Below are 24,034 nucleotides of genomic sequence, written 5' to 3'. Positions count from 1 at the left end.
TCAGTCGCGGAATACCCGGACACCCAACGCCTTGAGATAGGCCGTCTCGGGAATCGCCGGGTGAACCGGATGGTCCGCCGCCTGGTGACCTTGGTAGATCACTTGGCCGTGGCGGTCCTGGTGGCGCACTGCGCCGCGCACCACCTCGACCAGCCGCTCCTGGGCCAGATGCATGGAGCAAGAGGCCGAAAGCAACAGTCCGTCGCGCCCCAGCAGGCGCATCGCCTCGCGGTTGAGCTTGGCGTAGGCGCGCTCACCGTTGGGAATGTCCTTGCGCTTCTTGATGAAAGCCGGCGGGTCGAGGATCACCACGTCGAACTGCTCGCCGTCGGCCTTGAGTGCGGCCAGCGCTTCGAACGCATCGGCCTCGCCCACCGCCACCTGTTCGTGCAGGCCATTCAGGGCCGCGTTCTCGGCCACATGCTCCAAGGCCTGGGCGCTGGCATCGATGCACAGCACCTCGCTGGCACCGTGAGCCGCCGCCTGTACGCCCCAGCCGCCGATGTAGCTGAACATGTCCAGCACCCGCTTGCCGGCCACCAGCCCATTGAGCCAGGCGCGGTTGGCGCGGTGATCGAAGAACCAACCGGTCTTCTGCCCATCGAGCACCGGCACGTGGAAGCGTACGCCGTTCTCCTCCATCGGCACCGGGCCGTCGAGCTCGCCCTTGGCCACGGTGACCTGGCGCTCGAGTTGCTCCTGGCGACGCCCGGAGGAGTCGTTCTTGAACACGATGACCCGCGGCGAAAGCACCTTGTCCAGCGCCGCGACGACCTCCTCGGCCAGGCGTTCCATGCCCAGGGTGTTGAGCTGTACCACCAGCACGTCATCGAAACGGTCGACGATCAAGCCCGGCAGCAGATCGCCCTCGCCGTGCACCAGCCGGTAGAACGGCTTGGCATAGAACCGCTGGCGCAGGGCCAGTGCCTGGTTGAAGCGGTGCACCAGCAGCGAGCGGTCGAGGCGCATGGTCGGGTCGCGTGACACCACCCGGGCGCAGATCAGCGAGTTGGGATTGACGTAGGCCACCCCCATCGCCTTGCCATTGGCGGCTTCGACGATCACCTGACCGCCCGGCTCGAGGCCCTTGAGCGGCGTGACCTCAATGTCGACCTCGTTGGAGTAGAGCCACAGGTGGCCGGCCTTGAGGCGGCGATCGGCATTCTTCTTGAGGCGCAGGGTCTGGGTCATGGTTCGTCTCTTGGATGGGAAAATCAGCGCTGACAGGCAGGACAGAAGACACTGGCCCGCTGGCCCAGCGTCACCAGGCGCAGTTCGCCATTGCAGCGCCGGCAGCCCTGGCCATGACGGCCATAGACGTTGAGACGCTGCTTGAAGTAGCCCGGCTCGCCGGTGCCGCTGACGAAGTCGCGCAGCGTGGTACCGCCCTGGGTGATGGCTGCCGCCAGTACATCGCGGATCGCCGCCGCCAGACGCTCGTAGCGCTCGCGGGAGATGCGACCCGCCGCCCGGCGGGGGTCGATGCCGGCCAGGAACAGCGCCTCGCTGGCGTAGATGTTGCCTACGCCGACGACCACCGCATTGTCCATCAGGAACGGCTTGACCGCCATGCGTCGACCGCGTGCGAGCCGGTGGAGCCGTTCGCCGTCGAAGGCCTCCGACAGCGGTTCGGGCCCCAGGCTCGCCAGCCGCGGGTCGGATTCTGACGTGCCGGCCAGCCAGTCGACGAAGCCGAAGCGGCGCGGGTCGTGGTAGCGCAGGATGATACCGTCGTCGAATACCAGGTCGACGTGGTCGTGTTTCTTGGGCAATTCGCCCAGCCGTGCGATACGCAGGCTGCCCGACATGCCCAAGTGCCAGATCAGGCTTCCGGCACGCTCGCCCTCGACAGGCAGCAGCAGGTACTTGGCACGGCGTGACAGGGTGCCGAGGCGCGAGCCCACCAGGCGGTCAATGAAGTCCCCGGGCACCGGTACGCGCAGGCGCGGCTGGCGCACCATTACCTCGACGATTTCGCGCCCCTCCACATGAGGGGCAATGCCGCGCCGGGTGGTCTCGACTTCGGGAAGCTCGGGCATGGCGAGGAAAGTCCGGGAAATAGATACGCCTGAACCCGACCGCAGGGCCGGGTTCAGGAGGACAGGTCTTGCTACCTGCGGCTGGAAGCCATCAAGTCGTACCGATGATGTCCGTCGTCAGCGAGCGGACATCGAACCGGTTTACTTGATCTTGGCTTCCTTGTACATCACATGCTTGCGGACGACCGGATCGAATTTCTTGAATTCGAGCTTATCCGGGGTGTTCCGCTTGTTCTTGTCGGTGGTGTAGAAGTGACCGGTACCGGCACTGGACACCAGCTTGATCTTGTCACGCATGACTGCTTACTCCCTGAATGGTCGCTTAGACGGCTTCGCCGCGCTTGCGGATGTCGCTGAGCACCGCGTCGATGCCCTTCTTGTCGATGATGCGCATACCCTTGGAAGAGATGCGCAGCTTGACGAAGCGATTCTCCGACTCCACCCAGAAGCGATGGGTGTGCAGGTTCGGCAAGAAGCGACGACGAGTCTTGCGCTGGGAGTGTGAAACGTTGTTACCAGTCACCGGGCGCTTGCCGGTGACCTGACATACTTTGGACATGGGAGCCTCCAACCGCTTGGCCAGGTGGTCAAACCTGAGTGTTCAAAACCTGTCGGGCAAACCGGGAACGACCCCGTTGTCATTTGACCCAAGGGAATTCAAAGGCTGCACTTTATAGCAGAGTGCGCCCCTACAGGCAACAAGTAGGCGCGTATTCTACACTCCCTGCCCCCTAAAGCCACCCTCTCTCCGCAAACGACACCACTTCTCCATCACCCACGACGAAGTGATCCAGCACGCGGATCTCGAACAGACCCAGCGCCTCGCGCAGCCGCTCAGTGATCCGCCGGTCGGCATCGGAGGGCTCGGCCACGCCCGAAGGGTGGTTGTGAGCGAGGATGATCGCCCCGGCCCCCAGCTCCAGCGCCCGGCGTGCCACCTCGCGCGGATAGACCGACGCACTGTCCAGCGTGCCGCGGAACAGCGATTCGAAGCGGATCACGCGATGCTGGGTGTCGAGGAACAGCGCGGCGAACTCCTCGTGCCCCAGATGACGCAACTGGGTAGCCAGGTAGGCCCGCACCAGGGATGGCGAGGTCAACGCATTGCCGCGGGCAAGCTGAGCGGCCAGGTGGCGCTTCGACAGCTCGAGGGTCGCTTGCAGCTGCACGAACTTGGCCGTGCCCAGGCCGCGCTCGGCACAGAAACGCGCCTGGTCAGCCTCCAGCAGTTGGCGCAGCCCGCCGAATGCCGCGAGCAAGTCGCGGGCGAGATCCACCGCTGAGCGCCCTGTCACCCCCACGCGCAGGAAAATCGCCAGCAGTTCGGCGTCGGACAGCGCCTCGGCGCCCAGTGCCAGCAGTTTTTCCCGTGGGCGCTCGCCCTCGGGCCAGTCGCGAATCGACATCCCCTGTCTCCTTGCTAGGCTTTTCCATGGGTTAGTAGAAGTGATGCATTTTGACGTCCTCACCACCCTAAAGGGAGGTGATTCCCACTGCTGGAGGGCAACGTCCTGCCCCGAGACTGAGGATGTTTCGAGCCGCGTTCACGTCCCGGTCGTGGAGCACACCACACTCCGCGCACTCCCAGTCTCTTACTCGCAGCCCGTTGACGCCTTGAGGCCCGCTGAGCGAGCCGCACAACGAACAGGTGCGGGTGGTGTATGCCTCGCGGACCTCTCGGAATACGATGCCTGCGTGATCGCATTTGTATTCCAGCATCGTCTTCAGTTGGCCCCAGCCGGCATCCAGTACCGACTTGGCCATTCGGGTCTTCGCGAGCCGGGTGGACGAGACATCGCCCACCACGATTTCGCCGTGCTGATCGACCAGCCGGCGGGAGAACTTGTGCAAGGCATCCTTGCGGCGATTCTTGATCTTGGCGTGGAGGGCCTTCACTCGGCGCTTGTTGCGAGCCCTCTGGGCGGTGGCCAGCTTGTCTGCGAGATCGCGGTAGAAACGGCCGTTCTCCAGCTTCACGCCGTCGCTACAGGTCGCCACGTCCTTCAGGCCCAGGTCGATGCCGACCTGTCCCTGGCCGGTGGATGGCTGAACCTCCACTTCGACCACCACGTTGAAGCACCAGCGGCCTCGGGCGTCCTCGTTGAAGCTGCCGGAGCGAAACTTGTACTGGCTCAGGCCAAAGCTATCCCAGACCTTGAAGTGCTGGCCGTTGAAAAAGATCTGGCCGTTCTTCCACTTGGCCGCGCCCGATTTGAAGGGCACCCAGCCGAGGGATCGACGTACACCACGCGACTTGCGCCATGCCAGGCGGGTCTTGCGGAACTGCTTGCGTCGGGTGGCATATTCCCGCGACACCTCTTGGAGCGTCTGCGAGTGCAACCCCAGGTCTTTCCCGGCCCCTTTGGTATAGCGATCCATGTCGTAGGCAGACAAAAACAGACCCTTCTCCCGGGTGGCGCGAGCAGACAGTTCGTTGAGGTAGTTCCAGACGAAATTGACGCTGCGAGCCATACGACCCAGGTGGGCAGCGTGCTTGTCCTTTACACGAACCTTGAGGGTCTTGGTCTGTTTCATGTCCTCGAGTATATTTGGCCTATGCATACTCAACAATCCTGCAGAACCGGCAGGCACTGCGTTTTTATGCTTCACGCACACTTGGTCTTTGTGACCAAGTACCGAGGAGGCATCTTCGGCACCGAGCATCTTGAATCCTTGGAGGGGATATTCCGCAGCGTCTGCGCCGACTTTGAGGCCGAACTAGTGGAGTTCAATGGCGAAGGCGATCATGTTCACTTGCTGTTGAATTACCCACCCAAGGTGGCGCTGTCCCGGCTGGTGAACAGCCTGAAAGGGGTGTCCAGCCGAAGGCTCAAGTTGATGCACCCCGAGCTAGTGAAGCCGGCGTACCAGAAGAATGCCTTATGGAGCCCTAGCTATTTTGCCGGGAGTGTTGGCGGCGCTCCGATCTCGCTGGTTCGGCAATACATCGAGCAGCAGGCCCGCCCACATTGAGGGCTGCTTCGTGGCCCGCGACATCCATCCCGCACTAAAAGTACGGGGCATTCCGAGCATTTTGATAACCGACGCGCACGAAAGGCCGCGGCTGCGCAACTTCAACGGCAGTGGTAAGGTAGGCGGTCGGGTTCAAGTTCAGGAAAATCGCCATGACAACGGAGTCCGTCAATCGGCTCGCCGGCCGGCGCATTCTGCTCGGCATCAGTGCCGGCATCGCCGCCTACAAGAGCGCCCAGCTCGCCCGTTTGCTCAAGCAGGCGGGATGCGAGGTACGCGTGGTCATGACCGAGGGCGCCCAGGCCTTCATCACCCCATTGACGCTGCAGGCACTCACCGGCGAGGCGGTGCGCACCTCGCTGCTCGACCCGGAAGCCGAGGCCGGCATGGGGCACATCGAGCTGGCGCGCTGGGCCGAGACGATCCTGATCGCCCCGGGCACCGCCGACCTGATGGCGCGCCTGGCCCAAGGTATGGCCGATGACCTGCTCACCACCCTGTGCCTGGCCAGCGAAGCCGACAAGCTGATGGCGCCGGCCATGAACCAGGCCATGTGGCGCCATCCCGCCACCCAGCGCAACGCCTCCCGCCTCGAGCAGGACGGCTGGCGGCTGCTGGGCCCGGCCAGCGGCGACCAGGCATGCGGCGATGTGGGGCCGGGTCGCATGCTCGAGCCCGAGGCGATCGTAGCCGAGCTCATCCAGCCGGCCAGCGAAACAGCGCACTATGGGGTCGCACCATCCGGGGAAACGCCGGCACAAGGCCTGCATATCGTGATCACCGCCGGACCGACCCGCGAACCCCTCGATCCCGTGCGCTACCTCTCCAATCACAGCTCGGGCAAGATGGGCTTCGCCCTGGCCGGAGCCGCCGTCGCACTAGGCGCGCAGGTGAGCTTGATCAGCGGCCCGGTGAGCCTGCCCACACCCGAGGGCGTGGCACGCATCGATGTGGAAACGGCAGTGCAGATGCACGAGGCAAGCCGCCGCCTGGCGAGCGAGTGCGACATCTTCATTGGCTGCGCTGCGGTGGCCGACTACCGCGCCGAGGCGGCATCGGAGCACAAGATTAAGAAGCGCGAAGGCGAGGATGGCTTGATCCTGAGGCTGGTCAAGAATCCCGATATTATTGCCGATATCGCCAATGAGCGGGACGCGGCGGGAGGACGTCCCTTCGTGGTGGGCTTCGCCGCGGAGACTCGCGACCTGGAGGTTTACGCCCGTGACAAGCTCAAGCGCAAGCGGCTGGACATGATCGTTGCCAACGACGTCTCCACCGAGGGGCTCGGCTTCGGCGCCGACGACAATGCCGCCTTGTTGCTATGGCGCGACGGCGAGGGTGAAGGTGGAGCGAGCCTGCCGCCGCAGCCCAAGACTCAGCTTGCCAGAGCGGTGATCGAGCGGGCTCTCGGCTGCCTGTCGTCCCCCCCGGTTCACTGACCCGCATCCTGAACGAAGCAGCGAAACACTACGGAGTCCCGATGTCCGACACGACACCAAGCCCACGCCTCGACCAGCCCCGCCTGGAGGTAAAACTGCTCGACGAGCGGCTGCGCGATTACCTGCCCCGCTACGCTACCCTGGGCTCGGCGGGAATGGACCTGCGCGCCCTGCTCGACGAACCGCTGACCCTGGAGCCCGGCCAGTGCGAACTGGTCCGCACGGGGCTTGCCATCCATACCGGCGACCCGGGACTTGCCGGGCTGATCCTGCCGCGTTCGGGTCTTGGCCACAAGCATGGCATCGTGCTCGGCAACCTGGTGGGGCTGATCGACTCCGACTATCAGGGCGAGTTGATGATCTCGACATGGAACCGCGGCAACAGCACCTTCGTACTGGAGCCGTTCGAACGCCTGGCCCAGTATGTGCTGGTACCGGTGATACAAGCCGAGCTCGAGGTCGTCGACGACTTCGAGGCCAGCCTGCGGGGTGAAGGCGGCTTCGGCAGCTCGGGGCGCCACTGATACCCACTGCCGGCCGTCCCAGGGAAGGGACTGCCGGCAGCGTATTCGCAACCTGGCACACATGAATCCATCTCTGTCTGACAAGGAACCGCTATGAGTCAAGTCACGACCAGCAGCGTACCGGCCTCCATCTTTCGCGCCTACGACATTCGCGGCATCGTCGACGATACCCTGACCGAGGCGACCGTCGAGAAGATCGGCCGGGCGATCGGCTCGGAAGCCGCTGCGCGCAACGAGTCCACCGTGGTGGTGGCCCGCGACGGCCGTCTCTCCGGCCCGCGCCTCAGCGAGGCGCTGATTCGCGGCCTGACTGCCGCCGGCCGCGACGTGGTCGACATCGGCATGGTGCCCACCCCGGTGCTCTACTTCGCCACCCATGTGCTGGAAGGCACCGCCTCCGGCGTGATGGTCACCGGCAGTCACAACCCGCCGGACTACAACGGCTTCAAGATCGTGCTGGGCGGCGAGACGCTCTCCGGCGAGGCGATCACCGCGCTTTATCGGCGAATCGAGGCCGGCGACCTGGCCGAAGGCCAGGGCAGCGTGCGCCAGGACGACCTGCGCGACGCCTACCTCGAGCGCATCGTCGGCGACGTCAAGCTGGAGCGCTCGATCAAGGCAGTGGTCGACTGCGGCAACGGCGTGGCCGGCGAACTGGGACCCAAGCTGATCGAACGGCTCGGCGCCGAGACCATACCGCTATTCGCCGAGATCGACGGCAACTTTCCCAACCACCATCCCGATCCGGGCAAGCTAGAGAACCTGCAGGACCTGATCCGCACGGTGAGAGAGACCGGCGCCGACATCGGCCTGGCCTTCGACGGCGACGGCGACCGCCTCGGCGTGGTCACGCCGAGCGGCAAGCTGATCTATCCCGATCACCTGATGATGGCCTTCGCCGAGGACATGCTGTCGCGCAACCCCGGCGCCCGGGTGATCTTCGACGTCAAGTGCACCGGCAATCTGGCGGGCGTCGTCGAGCGAGCCGGCGGCACGCCGGAGATGTGGCGCACCGGCCACTCGCTGATCAAGGCGCGCATGAAGGAGACCGGCGCGGCACTCGCCGGCGAGATGAGCGGCCATATCTTCTTCCAGGAGCGTTGGTACGGCTTCGACGATGGCCTCTACGGCGCCGCCCGGCTGCTGGAGATCCTGTCCAAGCAGGAGGAGGACGCCGACGCCTTCTTCGCCCGCTATCCGCAGGATATCGGCACCCCCGAGATCAACGTACACGTGACCGACGAGAACAAGTTCGACCTGGTCGACAAGCTGGCCCGTGAGGGCGACTTCGGTAACGATGGCGTCAAGACCACCCTCGACGGCATCCGCGTCGACTACCCCGACGGCTGGGGCCTGTGCCGCGCCTCGAATACCACCCCGGTGCTGGTGCTGCGCTTCGAGGGCAAGAGCGACGCGGCCCTCGAACGCATTCGCAACCGTTTCGCCGACGCCCTGAAGCAGGTCGACCCGGCGCTGACGCTGCCGAGCTGAAGGCGGCGTTTTCGACTCCTTTAAGGAAGGACCATGACCGAAACGACTCGTGACCCGCGGCTGGTAGTGGAAGTGCTCTCCGAGGCACTTCCCTATATTCAGCGCTTCTCCGGCAAGACCGTTGTCGTCAAGTACGGCGGCAACGCCATGACCGAGGACACCCTGATCGACTCCTTCGCCCGCAACATGGTGCTGATGAAGGAAGTGGGGATCAATCCGGTGGTGGTGCACGGCGGCGGGCCGCAGATCGGCGACCTGCTGAGCAAGCTGAAGATCGAGTCGCGCTTCGTCAACGGCATGCGGGTCACCGACTCGCAGACCATGGACGTGGTGGAGATGGTGCTCGGCGGGCTGGTCAACAAGGGCATCGTCAACCTGATCAATCAGTGCGGCGGCAAGGCGATCGGCCTCACCGGCAAGGACGGCGCGCAGATCCGCGCGAGAAAGCTCAAGGTAGAGCACAAGACGCCGGAAATGACCGCCCCCGAGATCATCGACATCGGCCACGTGGGCGAGGTCGAGCACATCTCCACCGACCTGATCGAGATGCTCGCCGAGCGCGACTTCATTCCGGTGATCGCCCCCATCGGGGTCGATGCCCAGGGTCACAGCTACAATATCAACGCCGACCTCGTAGCCGGCAAGGTGGCCGAGGCGCTGGGGGCGGAGAAGCTGATGCTGCTGACCAACGTCGCCGGCTTGATGAACGCCGAGGGCGAAGTGCTCACCGGGCTGACCACCGCTCAGGTCGACGGCTTGATCGCCGACGGCACCATCCACGGTGGTATGCTGCCCAAGATCCGCTGCGCGCTGGACGCCGTGAAGGGCGGTGTGAGAAGCGCCCACATCATCGACGGCCGCGTGCCTCACGCCACGCTGCTGGAGATCTTCACCAATGCGGGTGTCGGCACCCTGATCACCGATGCCGAGCAACAAGGGAACGACAGCGCCTGAGGCCAACCGCCCTGAGCCACTCCAATAACCAGAAGACAAACATCGACATGACGCAGGCAATACAACCAACCAGCCGGCGCGAGCAGATCCTGCAGTCGCTCGCCCTGATGCTGGAGGAGGATAGCGGCAAACGCATTACCATAGCGGCACTGGCGCGCCAGGTGGGCGTCTCAGAAGCCGCGCTATACCGCCATTTTCCCAGCAAGGCTCGCATGTTCGAGGGCCTAATCGAGTTCATCGAGGAGACGCTGTTCGAGCGTATCAGCCGAATTCTCGAGGACTTCCCTGAAGCCGTGCCGCGCTGCGGTCAGATCCTCACACTGCTGCTGGCCTTTGCCGAGAAGAATCCGGGCCTTTCGCGCCTGCTCGAAGGCGACGTGCTGACCGGCGAGACCGCTCGACTCAGGGTACGCATCCACCAGCTCTTCGAGCGCCTGGAAACCCAGCTCAAGCAGGTCCTGCGCGAAGCGGAGCTGCGCGAGCGCCGGCGCACCGTACTAACGGTGTCGGCCACCGCCAACATGCTCATTGCAGTGGTCGAAGGGCGCATATCGCAGTACGTGCGCAGCGACTTCCAGCGCCGCCCCACCGAGCACTGGGACGACCAGTGGGCACTGCTCTCGGCTCAGCTGATGCGTGCGCCTGTCACACAGAGCGCGTGAGAACGCGCCGATATGCAAAAGCCCCGGTTCATTGAACCGGGGCTTCCTCGTTTGGCTCGAGGCGCCGCTCAGGCTGCCAGGGTGTCACCGAGTTGGTGGCGAATCTTCTTCATGGCATTCTTCTCGAGCTGACGAATACGCTCGGCGGAAACGCCGTACACGTCGGCCAATTCGTGCAGCGTGGCCTTGTCGTCGGCCAGCCAGCGACGCTGCAGGATGTCGCGGGAGCGCTCGTCCAGCGCCTCGAGGGCCATCTTCAGGCGACGGTTCGCGTCGTCCTCCCAGTCACTGTCCTCGAGCTGCACGGCAGGGTCGGAGCCGTCATCGTCCAGGTAGTGGACAGGCGCCTGGTAAGCGGAGTCCTCGTCTTCGCTCGGAGAAGCGTCGAAGCCGGCGTCGTGGGCCGTCAGGCGCCCCTCCATCTCACGCACCACCTCGGGCTTGACGTCGAGATCGCGGGCGATGGCATCGACTTCGTCGTTGTTGAGCCAAGCCAGGCGCTTCTTGGCACTGCGCAGGTTGAAGAACAGCTTGCGCTGGGCCTTGGTGGTAGCAATCTTGACGATGCGCCAGTTGCGCAGCACGAATTCGTGGATCTCGGCCTTGATCCAGTGGACGGCGAAGGAGACCAGGCGCACCCCCTGATTGGGGTCGAAGCGCTTGACGGCCTTCATCAGACCCACGTTGCCTTCCTGAATCAGGTCGGCCTGGGGCAGGCCATAGCCGGAATAACTGCGCGCAATGTGCACGACGAAGCGTAGATGCGACAGCACCAAACGACGCGCCGCCTCCAGGTCGCCCTCGTCATGCAGGCGGAAGGCGAGTTCGCGCTCTTCCTCGGCGGTAAGCATGGGAATGCCATTGACCGCCTGAATGTACCCGTTGAGGTCATGCCCCGGTGAGAGCTGACCCACCGGCAGAAGACTGGTGCTCATTGCGGGTTGTCTCCTTGAGAAACCTGATATGCCTTTTTCAACCGCCTGATTAGACGGGCGATAGTCGTAAATGTTCCCTTCTTTCCTCAGCGTGGCAGATGCCGGTCGCGGTCGCTAGCGCAGCGATATGGCAGGATGTCGCAGCTCGGCGCCCTTTGTCGTGGCCGAACCTCCGCTCCTTAACGCGGCCGAGCCTCCGCTCCTTAACGCGGCCGAACCTCCGCTCCTTAACGCGGCCGAACCTCCGCTCCTTAACGCGGCCGAACCTCCGCAAGGTGGCGGCTCACGGCGATCCAGGCACCCAACCAGCCCAGTAGTGTACTGCACAACAGCAGCGTTGCCGAGCCCTCCGGCCCCAGGCGAGGCAGGGTGAAGGAAGCGCCGTAGCTGGCTGCAAGCGCGCTCACCGGCACCGACAACCACTGATTGCCGAGCCCCAGCAACCCCCAGGCGAGCAAGCCGCCGCCGAGCCCGTACCAGGCACCGCTGTAGAGGAAGGGGCGACGTACGAAGGCGTGGGTGGCACCGATCAGCATTACCACCTCGATCTCCTGGCGGCGACTCTCCACCGCCAGGCGAATGGTATTCCCCACGATAAGCAGCACACCCAGGCCGAACAACACCGCCAGCGCCAGCACCAGACGACTACCGAGTTCGGCCAAGTGGCGCAGCCGCTCTAGCCAGGCCAGATCGAGGCGAGCCTCATCGATACCGGACAGGCTCTCCAGCGAATCGGCAAGGCGCCGCACCGCCTCGGGGGCCGGATCGAAGGGCATCACCACGATGCTGGCCGGCAGCGGATTGTCCTCGAGCCTGCCGAGGGCATCGGCCAGCCCCAGCGCCTGTTGGAACTCGGCCATGCCCTCGGCGGCGCTGATCAGCCGGGTGCGCGCCACCCCCTCATGTGCCGCCACCGCCTCGTCGATGCGCCCGGCCTGAGCCTCGTCGAGGCCGTGGGACAGATAGACGGTAAGCGTGGCGCTCTCCTCGAGTTCGGCATCGAGCACTCGCGCACTATCCAGCGACAGCCACAGTGCCGCCGGCAGCACCAGGGCGATGGCGATGGCGAGCATGGTGAGCAGACTGCCTATGGGCGCGCGCAGCAATCGACGGGCACTGGCGAGGCACATGGCGCGATGGTGGCGTAGCCAGCCGCGAAAGCGGCTCGACGAGCGCGTGCGCTGGCTGCGGGCACCGCGGGGCGGCGCGGGCGACTGCCGGCTCATGCAGCCTCCTCGTCGGCGATCAGGCGCCCATCGCGCAGACGCAGTACGCGATGACGCAGACGAGCGATCAACGCCAGGTCGTGACTGGCGATCATCACCGTGGTGCCGATGCGGTTGAAGTCCTCGAACAGGGCCATGATATCGGCCGAAAGCTGCGGATCGAGGTTGCCGGTGGGCTCGTCGGCCAACAGCAGCGAGGGCTTGTTGACCACCGCCCGGGCGATACCGACGCGCTGCTGTTCGCCCCCGGACAGCTCGATTGGCAGGGCCTTTTCGCGATGCAGCAGCCCCACCTTGTCCAGCGCTGCCCGCACCCGCCGAGCCGCCTCGCGCGGGTCGACGCCGCGGATCTCCAGCGGCAGCGCCACGTTATCGAAGATGGAGCGATCGAGCAGCAGCTGGTGGTCCTGGAAGACCACGCCGATCTGGCGCCGGTAGAACGGCACCTGACTGGGATGCAGGCGACCGATATCGTGGCCGGCCACCAGTACTCGCCCGCGGGTCGGGCGTTCCAGCAGCATGATCAGACGCAACAATGAACTCTTGCCGGCCCCCGAATGGCCGGTCAGAAAGACCATTTCGCCACGCTGCACGCGGAAATCGATGTTGGCCAACGCCTCGAAGCGTCCACCATAGCGCTTTCCCACATGCTCGAAGAGGATCATGGCGCGGCGGCGGCTCCGTCATCGCCCTGGTCGAAGAGCGCATCGACGAAGTCACGGGCCTCGAAGGGACGCAGGTCATCGAGCCCTTCACCCACGCCGATGAAGCGAATCGGCGTACCCAGCTGCTTGGCCAGGGCGAAGATGATGCCACCCTTGGCGGTACCGTCGAGCTTGGTCAGGGTGATGCCGGTGACCGGCACCGCCTCGTTGAAGGTGTTGGCCTGGGACAACGCGTTCTGTCCGGTACCGGCATCGAGTACCAGCATCACTTCGTGGGGCGCGCTGGCGTCGAGCTTGCCCATCACCCGGTGCACCTTCTTGAGCTCTTCCATCAGGTGCCCCTTGTTGTGCAGGCGTCCCGCCGTGTCGGCGATAAGCACGTCGATGTGACGCGCCTTGGCCGCGGCCACCGCGTCGTAGATCACCGAGGCGCTGTCGGCACCGGTATGCTGGGCGATGACCGGCACCTTGTTACGCTCGCCCCATACCTTGAGCTGCTCCACCGCGGCGGCGCGGAAGGTGTCGCCGGCGGCCAGCATCACGCTATGACCCTCGCGCTGGAAGCGCTGGGTCAGCTTGCCGATGGTGGTGGTCTTGCCTACGCCGTTCACCCCCACCACCAGGATCACGAAGGGGCCCTCCCCCTTGCCCGGCAGCGCCAGCGGCTTGGCCACTCCGTCGAGCATCGCGGCGAGTTCGTCCTGCAGCGCGCCATAAAGCGCCTGGGGATCCTTGAGCTCCTTGCGTGAGACGCGCTCGGTCAAGCGGTCGATGATCTCGGTAGTCGCCTCGATGCCCACATCGGCCATCAACAGCTGGGTCTCGAGATCCTCGATCAACTCGTCGTCGATCTGTTTCTTGCCCAGGAACAGCCCGGCGATGCCTTCGGTGAGATTGGCGCGGGTCTTGCCCAGTCCCGAACGAATACGGGCGAACCAGCCCTTCTTCTCGGCACCGGGCTTCTCCTGCAGCGGCATGCGGGCGGGTTCCGGCTCAGCTTCCGGCGGCTCTGGCTCGGAGACTGGCGGTTCGGGCTCCGGCTGGGCTTGCGGCTCGCGCGCCAGCGCCTCCTCGCGCAGTACCGCGTTCTCCTCCTCCTGATCGACCTCGTTGAACGCTTCGGTCCGCTCGCTTGCCTCGTCCGCCGACGGCCCGGCCATGGCGCTCTCTTCGCGGCGCGGGGTGTCGACGACATCGGGCTCGGCGGGCGCCGCTTCGTGGCCGACCGGCTCGGCCGCGGCCTCGCTCGCAGTGGAGCCCTCTTCAGCTCGCTCCTCGCTTACGCCCTCCTCTTCGGGCTGGGTCGGCTGTAGCCCTTTCTCTTCCAGCTCGCCCTGCTGCTCTTCCTGCTTCTTGCGCTTGAAAAAACCGAACATGGGGGAATTCAGCCTCACGGGTGAATGATCGCTACATCCTAACACCGCGCATCATGACTGTGGACAAGCCGACGGGTACAATTCGGACGCATGACACGTCGCCGCCCCCCCTCTCGTTCGCGCTCCGGCGCTCGCTCGCCCCAAGGCAGCGGCCGCCTGCGCATCATCGGCGGCGAATTCCGCCGCCGGCTGCTGCCGGTGCTCGACAGTCCCGGCCTGCGCCCCACGCCGGACCGGGTGCGCGAGACCCTGTTCAACTGGCTGGCCGCGGCCACACCGGGCGCGCGGGTGCTCGATCTGTTCGCCGGCACCGGCGCGCTGGGCCTCGAGGCGCTTTCGCGCGGCGCCGCCACGGCGCTGTTCATCGAACGCGACGGCCAGGTCGCACGGGCGCTTGTGGCCAACCTCCAGACCTTGGGCACCACCGAGCGGGGCCAGGTGCTGAATGTCGACGCTCTCGCCCTGCTTGCTGCCGGCCCAGCGGGGTTTGCCCCTTTTACGCTGGTCTTTCTCGACCCACCCTTTCGCCAAGGCCTGGCCGAGCCTTGCTGCGAGCGGCTGGAGCAAGGCTGGCTGGCCCCGGATGCCTGGGTCTACCTGGAAGTCGAGACGTCGCTGGAAATACAAGTCCCCGCCAACTGGTCGCTGCATCGCGAAGTATGTGCCGGCGACAGCACCGGACGACTCTACCGGCGCCTGGCAGCATCAGGCAGCTGACACGGACCGTCGCCGTTCGGCTACGCTTGCCCAGCCGCAGCCCTCGGCGTTACGCTGCGCAACGGATTTCAGCGCGGGCAGGGGCCCGCCCCGGCAGGATGTCATTTCAGGAGAAAACGATGAGCACCGAACTCTTCAACCGGCTGGAACAGAAAGTGGCCAGTGCCGTCGAGGCCCTGGAGCTACTGAAGATGGAGGCCGAGGAACTGCGCGAGGAAAACAGCCGGCTGAAGCAGGAGCGCGAGGAGTGGGAGCGCCGCCTGACCGCGCTGCTGGGCAAGTTCGATGAGGTGGAAGCCGAAAGAAGCTGAGCCCTCCCGCCTGCCTCACGGCCGACGCGACATCAGCAAGGCATCTTCCCTGCTCGCGTCGGCAACCTCATCCAAGGGTGGGTAATAGCCGCGCCGCCGTCCGTCTTCGCCGAAACCCGCGCGGCGATAGAGTTGGATAGCGGCCTCGTTGCCCGCCCTCACTTCGAGCAGCACTCGCTCGCTGCACCACTGCCGCCCCTGCTCCAGTACCGCATCGAGCAGCGCAGCGGCAAGGCCGCGCCGACGCATGACAGGCGCCACTAGCATGGCCTGCAGCTCGGCCTCGAAGGGCAACCTGGCCACCACGGCATGGCCTAAAAGCTCGCCCGCCACCTCGGCCCCCAGCACGCAGCAATCGGCGGCATCCAAGACGACCTCGAGCTGGCTGCGCGACCAAGGCCGCGCCTGGCAGCGTTCCAGCGCCGCCAGGCTCTCCAGGTCGCGGGCCTCCAGGCGGCGGATATCCGCCTCAGTCATCGGCCTCGCTGTCCTGCTTCGACCATGCCCGACGCCACTCCAGCAGGGTGGGCCACAATTCGCGCTTGGCCGCGGCGCTCTGCGCCAGTTCGGCCAACGCGGGCCCTTGCCAGCCGGGCAGCCCGAGCAGCTCGACTCGCCCCTCGCGTATGTCGAGCAGCCGCTCGAGCGTGTCGTCCCGGCCGAACACCAGCACCCGCTCCGGCGACCAGCCGCGCCGTCGCGTGCCCTCGACGAAGGCCTGTAAACCTTCGCGTGCCTCTTCCAGCGGCGCCTCGACCGGTAGATTCTCCATCGGTGGCCAGCGATACGCCTCGAACGCCGGCGGCTGTTCAATGACGATTACGGCTGCCTTGAGCAGATTGGTCAGCAATTGAACTTGGTTGGCGTCCAGTGGCGCCACCTGCGGCACGATCACCAGCCAGCGCCCGCTCAGGCATGCCACCTGCAGGACGAAGCGCAGCGGCTGCTGGGGCGGCTTCGCTTCCGCGGGCGATACGGTCTCGTCTGCCGTCGGCGGGGCCTCTTCGCTGGAGGGCGAGATACCCAGCATTTGCCGGGCGCGCCGAGGGGGCGTCGACCGCGGCGGCTCTGCCGGTGGCGGCCCGGACGGCGCCTGGCGGGCCGCGCTGTCGGCTTCGTCCAGCAGAGCATGCAGGCGCTCCGCTGGCGGCGAAGCAGCAGGCCGCTCGGGCAGCTCCCATTCGCAGGCCTCGGTCGGCCGGGCATGCGGCAGCTGATAGCGCGCCACCCAGGCGGTCAATCCCATCGCCTCCAGGTACTGAAGGCGCTGCGGCTCGGTGGTCACGCGCCGGCGCCGCGACAGTTGGGGGAGTCGGGCCGGGCTTCGCCGCGGGCGGCCCACTCCTGAGGCGTATAGAGATGCAGGGCCAGGGCATGCACCGGCCCGGCCAGCTCGTCGGCGAGCAACGCATAGAGGCGCTGATGACGTTTCACCGGCATCAACCCCTGGAAGTGCCCCGACACCACCGTGACCTTGAAATGGGTTTCGGAGTTGGCGGGCACGGCATGACGATGGCTCTCGTTCTCCACAGCGACAAAGGTGGGCTCGAGGGCCTGCAGCTTCTCTTCGATGATGGCCTGGATGCTCATTCGGGCTCCTCGATCATGGGTGTGAGGTTCATTGTACTCGCTTGCTCGACGACTGCACCTGGTGGGCCTCCCCGGCGTCGCTCGCCCGGGCAGCCTCGGCCAACCGTACCCGTGCCAGGCTGGCGGCCAACGCCAGCAAACAGGCCAGGCAGCCGACCCACAGTGTGGCCTGTACCGGGGCGCTGGCCGCCATGAAGGCGCCGACCAGCGCCACGCCGAGCGACTGCCCCACGGTACGCGTCGTGCTGAGCACGCCCGAGGCGCTGGTGCTCAGTTCAAGCGGTGCGCTGGTCATCATCTCGCGGTTGTTGGGCGGCTGGAACAGCCCGAAGCCAATGCCGCACAGGGCCGTACGCCAGAGGCTATCCAGCACACCGGCATCGTGCGGCAGCATGGCCAGCGAGGCGAGCCCCAGCATCAACAACACCAGCCCCAGACTCGCCATGACGCTGGGATTCACGCGATCCGCCAGGCGACCGGCAAGCGGGCCGACCAGCATGATGGCTAGCGGCCAGGGCGTGAACAACCAGGCGGTGTGCAGCGGAGAGAAGCCCATCTCCTGTTGGTAGAGAAACGATAGCGCGACGAAAGCGAGCCCTTGGCCGACGAAGGCCAGCCCCGAAGCCGAGACGGCCAGGCGAAAGCGCGGCACTTGAAACAGCCGCGGCGGCAATAGCGGATGGCTTGCACGGCGCTGGCGGCGCAGGAACAGCCAGCCCGTTACCACGCTCAGCGCCAGCCAGGCCAACGCCTGCCACAGCGGCGCGCCGTGACCTAGGGTATCCATGGCCAGGAAGAAACTGCCCAGCATGACCACCGAGCCCAGCGCACCTCGGCCGTCGAACCCCCCGCGCCGGCCCTTCTCGCGGGGTAGCGCGCGCCATGCCAGCCACAGTGAGACGAGACCCAGCGGCAGGTGCAGTGCAAACAGCCAGGGCCAGCTCACTACCGACAGCACCAGCCCACCCAAGGCCGGGCCGGCGGCATAGCCTCCCGCCACCACCAGGGCGGAGAGCCCCAGCGCACTGCCCAGCAGACGTGTGGGAAAGATCGAGCGGTAGAGCGAAGGACCGATGGAGAGCGTCGCCGCCGCTCCCAGCCCCTGCAGCGCACGGAACACCAGCAGCCATTCCAGGCTACGTGACAGTGCGGCGCCCAGCGAGGCCAGCACGAACAGCCCGAGCCCGGTCACGTAGAGTCGCCGACGGCTGATCATTTCACTGAAGGAGGCGCACACCAGAAGAAAGGCGGCGCAGACGATCTGGAAGAGGTTAGTGACCCAGACCGTTCTGGCGGCGGAAACCTCGAGATCGCGCGCGATGGAGGGCAGCGCGATGTTGATCATGGTGACGTCCACCACAGCCATCAGGGTGCCGAGGATTAGTGCCAGCACCGCCAGGCGTCGTTCGGGCCCCGGCAGGCCGTCGTCGCCGGGCCGGGTGGAGAAGAGTCGGCTCATCCTGTTTCCATCACCGCAGGGTACGTAACGAGAAAACCGGCCGCAGCCGGTTCTCGCATCTTTAAAGAACGGAAAGGGCCCGATTTGCGTTGCGAGCGAAGAGAGCCCGCTTTCCGTCGGAGCGCAGCAACCGGAGTTTACAGCCTGCTAAATGAGGATTGCGAGCCCCGCCGGGAAGCGGGATATCAAGCGCAGCAGCAAATCGGGACTTTCCTCAGTCCTGGTCGGTTTCCAGCAATAGCGAGTCGTCGACCTCCGAGATTTCCAGCGCCGTCTCGTCGTCGAGGTCGATCGCCAGGTAGCTGTGCTCGACCTGCAGGAAACGCTGGAACAGCGCCCAGTCTATGGCCTCGGGCCACTGGCGCTCGTCCTCTTCCCAGGCGCGCAGCTCGGTCTCGAGAATCTCGAGATAGCGCTCGCGCACGAAGGCTTCCAGCGCCTCCGGGGTGTCCATCTCGGGGATGAGGTAGACGGTGCTTTCACGTTCGACGTCTGCCAGGGTGAGGTCGTCCTCCCCCATAGTGGGTTCCAGCGCGTTGATCCAGTCCACGAAATGCCGGGTCGGCCTGACGCTCAGGGCGGAGCGGTTGAGCAGTTTCATCGCGGTCTCCTCGACGTCGAAACGGTGATCATTATGGGCGCTAGCGCCGCCGCTTACCAATACTTCCGCCCTTCACTCCACCTCGGGCCGCATGGCCGGGAACAGCAGTACGTCGCGGATCGAGGCACTATCGGTGAACAGCATGACCAGGCGGTCGATACCGATGCCCTCACCGGCGGTGGGCGGCAGGCCGTACTCCAGCGCGCGCACGTAGTCGGCATCGTAGTACATCGCTTCCAGATCGCCGGCTTCCTTTTCCGCCGCCTGGGCGCGGAAGCGCTCGGCCTGGTCCTCGGCATCGTTGAGCTCCGAGAAGCCGTTGGCGATTTCGCGGCCGCCGACGAAGAACTCGAAGCGTTCGGTAACGAACGGGTCGCGGTCGTTACGCCGCGCCAGCGGGCTCACCTCGGTAGGGTAGTCGGTGATGAAGGTCGGATCCTTGAGGCGATGCTCGACGGTCTTCTCGAAGATCTCGATCTGCACCTTGCCCAGTCCCCAGCCATCCCGGACTTCGATATCCAGGCGCTCGGCGATCTGCCGTGCGGCGGCCTCGTCGGCCAGCGCCTCTGCGTGAATGTCCGGATTGAACTCGAGGATCGAGTCGAACACGCTGATGCGCTTGAGCGGGCGCCCGAAGTCGTATTCGAAGGTCTCCAGCACGTCACCTTCGGCGTTGCGCACGGTGTTGACCACCGTGGTGGTACCCAGCACCTTGAGCGCGATGGCGCGGAGCATCTCCTCGGTGAGGTCCATCAGGTCGTGATGGTTGGCGTGGGCCTGGTAGAACTCGACCATGGTGAATTCGGGGTTGTGGCGCGTCGAGAGGCCTTCGTTCCTGAAGTTGCGGTTGATCTCGAAGACCTTCTCGAAGCCGCCCACGACCAGGCGCTTGAGGTAGAGCTCCGGCGCGATGCGCAGATACATGTCGATGTCGAGCGCGTTGTGGTGGGTGATGAAGGGCCGCGCGGTGGCACCACCGGGAATCGGCTGCAACATGGGGGTTTCCACCTCCATGAAGCCGCGCTCCTCGAAAAAACGACGCATGGCGCTGATCACGCCCGCGCGGGTCTCAAACACCTTGCGCGAGTCGGGGTTCATGATTAGGTCGACATAGCGCTGACGATAGCGCGCCTCCATGTCGGTCAGGCCATGGAATTTGTCCGGAAGCGGGCGCAGGCTCTTGGTCAGCAGCTTGGCCTCTTCCATCATCACGTAGAGGTCGCCCTTGCCCGACTTGTGCACCGGGCCGCGCCCGGCCACGATGTCGCCGATGTCCCAGCCCTTGATGTCCTCGAGCGTCTCTTCCGGCAGCCCCTTCTTGTCGACGTAGAGCTGAATGACGCCGCTGGGGTCCTGGATCACCAGGAACGGACCGCGCTTGCGCATGATGCGCCCGGCTACTGCCGCGGGGCGGTTCAACGCTTCGAGCTCCGCCTTGTCCTTCTCGCCCAGCTCGGCCGTCAGTTCGGCCGCCAGGCTGTCGCGACGGAAGTCGTTGGGGAAGGCGCTGCCGCCGGTCTCGGCGGCACGCTCGCGGCGTGCCGCCAGCTTGGCCCGACGCTCGGCGATCAAGCGGTTGTCGTCGGTCTGGGGGCTGTCCGGGGAAGAGCTCTGGTTGGCCATCTCGCTACCTGTTGGCAATCACAATATGCGTGGAGTAAACGCGACGGAAGCCGCGCGAGCGAAGCTGAGACAAGGCGCCCCTCGAGGGGCGCAGCAGGCTATAGCCCTTGTTTCAAGCTGGCTTCGATGAAGGCGTCCAGGTCGCCGTCCAGCACCCGGTCACAGTTACTCGTCTGTACCCCGGTACGCAGATCCTTGATGCGCTGGTCGTCGAGCACGTAGGAGCGGATCTGGCTGCCCCAGCCGATATCGGCCTTGGCATCCTCCGCCTCCTGCTTGGCGGCGTTGCGCTTCTGCATCTCGTGCTCCCACAGCTTCGCCTTGAGCTGCTTCATGGCGAAGTCGCGGTTGGCGTGCTGGCTGCGCTGGCTCTGGCAGGCTACCACGATGCCGGTGGGCTCGTGGGTGATACGCACCGCCGAATCGGTGGTGTTGACGTGCTGGCCACCGGCGCCGCTGGAGCGATAGGTATCGGTACGCAGGTCCGCCGGATTGATCTCGACCTCGAAATTGTCGTCCACCTCCGGCGACAGGAACACCGAGGCGAAGGAGGTATGACGACGGCCGCCGGAGTCGAATGGACTCTTGCGTACCAGGCGGTGCACGCCGGTCTCGGTGCGCAGCCAGCCAAAGGCGTGATCGCCCTGCACGTGCAGGGTCGCCGACTTGATGCCCGCCACGTCGCCGGCGGAAACCTCGACGATCTCGGCCTTGAAGCCGTGATGCTCGCACCAGCGCAGGTACATGCGCAGCAGCATGTTGGCCCAATCCTGGGCCTCGGTGCCGCCGGAACCAGCCTGGATGTCGAGGTAGGCGTTATTGGCGTCCATCTCGCCGGAAAACATGCGCCGGAACTCGAGCTTTTCGAGACTGGCCTGAAGCCCGTCGAGCTCCTTCTGGACCTCGGTGACAGTATCCTCGTCCTCTTCCATCTCGGCCAGCTCGAGCAGGTCGCGGCTATCCGCCAGGCCCTGATCGAGCTCGTCGATGGTCTCGACGATGATCTCCAGCGAAGCACGCTCCTTGCCGAGCTTCTGGGCGTAGTCGGGGTCGTTCCAGACGTTCGGGTCTTCCAGTTCGCGGGAGACTTCCTCTAGCCGATCCTTGCGTTCGGCATAGTCAAAGATACCCCCTCAGGACATCTGTCCGCTCGGACAGGTCCTTGATGAGGTTGTGAATGGGGTTAGTTTCCAGCATGGGCTCGCTCGCCTGAGTCGCTATGGAAAAACGGCCACCACGGCACGGGCCGGGGCCCGTGGCAAAGGCAGCACGGAAAAGGCGGTTATTGTAGCGAACTCGCCGCTACGGCGCATCCGTTGACCACGGCCCCGATGCAAGCAACCCGGCCGAGGCCGGGTTGCAAGGTCATGCAATGATGGGCTGGACCATTAGAAGCGATAGGTCAGCTGAGCGCCGAAGCCATGGGCTTCGTTCTTGTAGTCGGAAGCGTAAGTGGAAGTCACCGCCGGCGTGCCAGAGAAGCCGTCAGTGCGCTCCTGCTCGACTTGTGTGCCTCGCTCGGTCAGGTAGGAGTATGCGAAGTCCACGGTCAGGTTCTCGGTAGGTGTCCAGCCGGCGCCAATGGAAAAGATCCGACGGTCATCGGAGGGAATACGCACGCTGCGATATAGGTCACTGGTGGGAGTGAAGTCGAGCGTCACCCCGGCGCGCAGCGCCAATTGGGGATTGAGCTGATACTCGCCACCTACGCCATAGGCCCAAGCATTGGAGTAATTCTGCACCTCGCGGGTGATTTCCGGAATGCTCTCGCCTTCGATCAGAATCTGCTCGAACCGGCTCCAACGCGTCCAGGAGGCACCGAACATCAGCTTGAGCCTGTCGCTCATCTGCTGGGTCACGGAGAAATTGACGGTTTCGGGAGTCGTCAGATCGAGCGAGGCGTTGTCAGTGACTTCCACACCGACATCCTGCGCAACGGCGCGGAAGTCGCCCGTCAGTGTGTAATCGACCTTGGAGCGATACGTCAGGCCTAATGTTGTCTCAGGAGCTGGCTGGAAAATGACCCCGAGATTGTAGCCCCAGCTGTCATCGTCGCCTTCTACACGCGAATCCGCTTCGGTATAGACAGGGGCGCCAGGAGCGCCTCCCACCAGCACCGGGACCTGACGATGCAATTCACCTTCGACACGGTTGTAGGTGATACCCACCCCGACGGACCATTGCTCATTGAAGCGGTAGGACACGGTAGGCTGAGCGCTCATCACCTTCAGCTCGGTGTAGTTGCCCAAGTTGCGCCCCAGAAACCTGTCTTCATAATCGGTCTTGGAACCAAAAGGTGCATACACACCAAAACCGAAGGCTAGCTTATCGTTGACCGGATGCGCATAAAAGGCGAAGGGGATAAGCGTGCCGGGCACCATGTCTCCGTCGGTCGTGCCCGAAACAGGTACACCCACTCCTCCTGTCAAGACGCTGCTGCGAGTCGCTTCAGCATTGCTGATCTCGCTATTGACGTTCAGGTAGGTCCCGCCCGCGGTCAGCTGCGCCCGGTCGAGGAAGGACATGCCCGCCGGGTTGCCGAAGACGATGGTAGCGTCGTTGATGTTGGAGCTCCGACCCGCGTGGCCATAGCCCTGGCCGCTGACACTCTGCTCGTTGATCTGATAACCGCCGGCATTGGCCTGGCTGGCGAAGGCGGCAGCTGCGATGGCTACGGCCCAGGTGATCTTGTTGAACTTGTTCTGCATGTCTCGACGTCCTCTTCCAGATGCGAGCTGGAGCTGGTTATTTGTTCCGCTCTCCCGGAGCGGTGCCCTACCCGGTCAGTTTTCGCCAAACATCCGTTCGGTTCAAGGCCAAACGTTCGTTTTAATGCGAGATTAACTAATACTTTAGTTTCAATTTGGCGTAAGCCATTGAACTTTTATATGGTGCAACGCAGCATCCGTCATTCAAGAACCGTGCTAGACGCACTGACCCGCAAGGCAGGTAAACAGGAAGCACCTGCTAAGCTGAAGAACATATGGCAGAGGGAGAGAAAGCCATGCCCAAGCTCAACGGCGTACTGGAGACCGCGCTCTACGTCGACGACATGGATCGGGCGCGAGTCTTCTTCGAAGGAGTGATGGGGCTCGAGCCCTTCAATGCCGACCATCGCTTCACTGCCTACGATGTCGGTGCCGGCTCGGTGCTGCTTTTGTTCCTGCAGGGCGAGACGCTGGAAACCGTGGTGTTACCCAATGAGATGGGCACCATACCGCCCCATGATGGCAAGGGACGGGTACACGTTGCCTTTGCCATCGCCAAGCCAGAGCTCGCTGCCTGGGAACGTCAACTAGACGACCATGGCATCGCCATCGAAGGCCGCACCCATTGGCCCCGTGGCGGCGAGAGCCTCTACTTCCGCGACCCCGACGGACACTTGATCGAGCTGGCGACGCCCGGCGTCTGGCCTACGTATTGAGGCTCTCTATGCCGGCCGCGACCCC

The 24,034-nt window shown here is 64.7% G+C and carries 27 protein-coding genes; 9 read left to right on the top strand and 18 right to left on the bottom strand.

Annotated features, from left to right (window positions below):
* The 6 genes from HNO52_RS02485 to HNO52_RS02460 all read right to left on the bottom strand — a co-directional run bounded on the left by HNO52_RS02485 (nt 1) and on the right by HNO52_RS02460 (nt 4,703).
* Nucleotides 1-1,191: a class I SAM-dependent rRNA methyltransferase gene (locus HNO52_RS02485; protein ID WP_197567502.1), complete on the bottom strand. Its 1,191-nt coding sequence runs from the start codon at nt 1,189-1,191 to the stop codon at nt 1-3.
* 23 nt (nt 1,192-1,214) lie between these two features.
* A complete protein-coding gene (gene mutM, locus HNO52_RS02480; RefSeq protein ID WP_197567501.1) occupies nt 1,215-2,039 on the bottom strand; it encodes a bifunctional DNA-formamidopyrimidine glycosylase/DNA-(apurinic or apyrimidinic site) lyase in 825 nt (274 codons plus the stop codon).
* Between the two features lie 141 nt (nt 2,040-2,180).
* Entirely contained in the window at nt 2,181-2,336 is a 156-nt protein-coding gene (gene rpmG / locus HNO52_RS02475) for a 50S ribosomal protein L33 (RefSeq protein WP_086509014.1), read from the bottom strand.
* Between the two features lie 25 nt (nt 2,337-2,361).
* Entirely contained in the window at nt 2,362-2,598 is a 237-nt protein-coding gene (gene rpmB / locus HNO52_RS02470) for a 50S ribosomal protein L28 (protein WP_149328717.1), read from the bottom strand.
* 172 nt (nt 2,599-2,770) lie between these two features.
* Complete coding sequence (gene radC / locus HNO52_RS02465) at nt 2,771-3,445, bottom strand: RadC family protein (RefSeq protein WP_197567500.1); 675 nt, start codon at nt 3,443-3,445, stop codon at nt 2,771-2,773.
* Nucleotides 3,446-3,512: 67 nt separating this feature from the next.
* A complete protein-coding gene (locus HNO52_RS02460; RefSeq protein WP_232090491.1) occupies nt 3,513-4,703 on the bottom strand; it encodes an RNA-guided endonuclease InsQ/TnpB family protein in 1,191 nt (396 codons plus the stop codon).
* Between HNO52_RS02460 and tnpA the strand changes: the two genes are divergently transcribed.
* The 6 genes from tnpA to slmA all read left to right on the top strand — a co-directional run bounded on the left by tnpA (nt 4,596) and on the right by slmA (nt 10,082).
* On the top strand, nt 4,596-5,012 hold the full coding sequence (gene tnpA / locus HNO52_RS02455) for an IS200/IS605 family transposase (RefSeq protein WP_197567498.1): 417 nt from the start codon (nt 4,596-4,598) through the stop codon (nt 5,010-5,012). The two genes, HNO52_RS02460 and tnpA, sit on opposite strands and share 108 nt — an antisense overlap.
* Before the next feature lie 152 nt (nt 5,013-5,164).
* Nucleotides 5,165-6,451 carry a bifunctional phosphopantothenoylcysteine decarboxylase/phosphopantothenate--cysteine ligase CoaBC gene (gene coaBC, locus HNO52_RS02450; RefSeq protein ID WP_197567497.1) on the top strand — a complete coding sequence of 429 codons (1,287 nt, stop codon included), beginning with the start codon at nt 5,165-5,167 and terminating at the stop codon, nt 6,449-6,451.
* A 41-nt stretch (nt 6,452-6,492) separates the two neighbouring features.
* Nucleotides 6,493-6,975, top strand: a complete 483-nt coding sequence (dut, locus tag HNO52_RS02445) for a dUTP diphosphatase (RefSeq protein WP_197567496.1) — start codon at nt 6,493-6,495, stop codon at nt 6,973-6,975.
* Nucleotides 6,976-7,068: 93 nt separating this feature from the next.
* Nucleotides 7,069-8,466 (top strand): phosphomannomutase/phosphoglucomutase, encoded by a 1,398-nt coding sequence (locus tag HNO52_RS02440; RefSeq protein WP_197567495.1) that lies wholly within the window; start codon nt 7,069-7,071, stop codon nt 8,464-8,466.
* Between the two features lie 33 nt (nt 8,467-8,499).
* Entirely contained in the window at nt 8,500-9,420 is a 921-nt protein-coding gene (argB, locus tag HNO52_RS02435; protein ID WP_197567494.1) for an acetylglutamate kinase, read from the top strand.
* 47 nt (nt 9,421-9,467) lie between these two features.
* Nucleotides 9,468-10,082: a nucleoid occlusion factor SlmA gene (slmA, locus tag HNO52_RS02430; protein WP_197567493.1), complete on the top strand. Its 615-nt coding sequence runs from the start codon at nt 9,468-9,470 to the stop codon at nt 10,080-10,082.
* Between the two features lie 68 nt (nt 10,083-10,150).
* On the opposite strand, the gene rpoH is transcribed toward slmA, so the two are convergent.
* The 4 genes from rpoH to ftsY form a co-directional block, all read right to left on the bottom strand.
* Nucleotides 10,151-11,017 carry an RNA polymerase sigma factor RpoH gene (gene rpoH, locus HNO52_RS02425; protein WP_197567492.1) on the bottom strand — a complete coding sequence of 289 codons (867 nt, stop codon included), beginning with the start codon at nt 11,015-11,017 and terminating at the stop codon, nt 10,151-10,153.
* A 251-nt stretch (nt 11,018-11,268) separates the two neighbouring features.
* The gene (gene ftsX, locus HNO52_RS02420; protein WP_197567491.1) at nt 11,269-12,243 is read right to left on the bottom strand and encodes a permease-like cell division protein FtsX; all 975 of its coding nucleotides are present in this window, start codon (nt 12,241-12,243) and stop codon (nt 11,269-11,271) included.
* Entirely contained in the window at nt 12,240-12,908 is a 669-nt protein-coding gene (gene ftsE, locus HNO52_RS02415) for a cell division ATP-binding protein FtsE (RefSeq protein WP_197567490.1), read from the bottom strand. Before ftsE ends, ftsX begins: the two co-directional genes overlap by 4 nt.
* Entirely contained in the window at nt 12,905-14,284 is a 1,380-nt protein-coding gene (ftsY, locus tag HNO52_RS02410) for a signal recognition particle-docking protein FtsY (RefSeq protein ID WP_197567489.1), read from the bottom strand. The genes ftsE and ftsY overlap by 4 nt, the downstream gene beginning before the upstream one ends.
* A gap of 90 nt (nt 14,285-14,374) precedes the next feature.
* Between ftsY and rsmD the strand changes: the two genes are divergently transcribed.
* Nucleotides 14,375-15,001 (top strand): 16S rRNA (guanine(966)-N(2))-methyltransferase RsmD, encoded by a 627-nt coding sequence (rsmD, locus tag HNO52_RS02405; RefSeq protein ID WP_197567488.1) that lies wholly within the window; start codon nt 14,375-14,377, stop codon nt 14,999-15,001.
* 119 nt (nt 15,002-15,120) lie between these two features.
* Entirely contained in the window at nt 15,121-15,312 is a 192-nt protein-coding gene (locus HNO52_RS02400) for a cell division protein ZapB (RefSeq protein ID WP_197567487.1), read from the top strand.
* A 15-nt stretch (nt 15,313-15,327) separates the two neighbouring features.
* Here HNO52_RS02400 and HNO52_RS02395 read toward each other — a convergent pair whose 3' ends face one another.
* From HNO52_RS02395 to HNO52_RS02360, 8 genes are all read right to left on the bottom strand, one after another.
* On the bottom strand, nt 15,328-15,789 hold the full coding sequence (locus tag HNO52_RS02395; RefSeq protein ID WP_197567486.1) for a GNAT family N-acetyltransferase: 462 nt from the start codon (nt 15,787-15,789) through the stop codon (nt 15,328-15,330).
* A complete protein-coding gene (locus HNO52_RS02390; RefSeq protein WP_197567485.1) occupies nt 15,782-16,597 on the bottom strand; it encodes a hypothetical protein in 816 nt (271 codons plus the stop codon). Before HNO52_RS02390 ends, HNO52_RS02395 begins: the two co-directional genes overlap by 8 nt.
* A complete protein-coding gene (locus HNO52_RS02385) occupies nt 16,594-16,902 on the bottom strand; it encodes a BolA family protein (RefSeq protein ID WP_197567484.1) in 309 nt (102 codons plus the stop codon). The genes HNO52_RS02390 and HNO52_RS02385 overlap by 4 nt, the downstream gene beginning before the upstream one ends.
* 28 nt (nt 16,903-16,930) lie before the next feature.
* Entirely contained in the window at nt 16,931-18,361 is a 1,431-nt protein-coding gene (locus HNO52_RS02380) for an MFS transporter (RefSeq protein WP_197567483.1), read from the bottom strand.
* 214 nt (nt 18,362-18,575) lie between these two features.
* Nucleotides 18,576-18,962, bottom strand: coding sequence for a hypothetical protein (locus tag HNO52_RS02375; RefSeq protein ID WP_167114111.1), 387 nt, complete (start codon nt 18,960-18,962; stop codon nt 18,576-18,578).
* Between the two features lie 72 nt (nt 18,963-19,034).
* On the bottom strand, nt 19,035-20,585 hold the full coding sequence (gene lysS / locus HNO52_RS02370) for a lysine--tRNA ligase (protein WP_197567482.1): 1,551 nt from the start codon (nt 20,583-20,585) through the stop codon (nt 19,035-19,037).
* A 98-nt stretch (nt 20,586-20,683) separates the two neighbouring features.
* A protein-coding gene (prfB, locus tag HNO52_RS02365; RefSeq protein WP_197567481.1) for a peptide chain release factor 2 occupies nt 20,684-21,782 on the bottom strand; the annotation gives its coding sequence in 2 pieces (ribosomal slippage) (nt 20,684-21,706 and nt 21,708-21,782; 1,098 coding nt in all).
* A 191-nt stretch (nt 21,783-21,973) separates the two neighbouring features.
* The gene (locus HNO52_RS02360; RefSeq protein WP_197567480.1) at nt 21,974-23,293 is read right to left on the bottom strand and encodes an OmpP1/FadL family transporter; all 1,320 of its coding nucleotides are present in this window, start codon (nt 23,291-23,293) and stop codon (nt 21,974-21,976) included.
* Between the two features lie 296 nt (nt 23,294-23,589).
* Between HNO52_RS02360 and HNO52_RS02355 the strand changes: the two genes are divergently transcribed.
* Complete coding sequence (locus HNO52_RS02355) at nt 23,590-24,009, top strand: VOC family protein (protein WP_197567479.1); 420 nt, start codon at nt 23,590-23,592, stop codon at nt 24,007-24,009.
* Nucleotides 24,010-24,034: the final 25 nt, after the last annotated feature.

The organism is Halomonas sp. MCCC 1A13316 (assembly GCF_014931605.1).
Classification (GTDB): Bacteria; Pseudomonadota; Gammaproteobacteria; order Pseudomonadales; family Halomonadaceae; genus Halomonas.
This window is presented reverse-complemented; position numbering and strand designations above follow the sequence as displayed.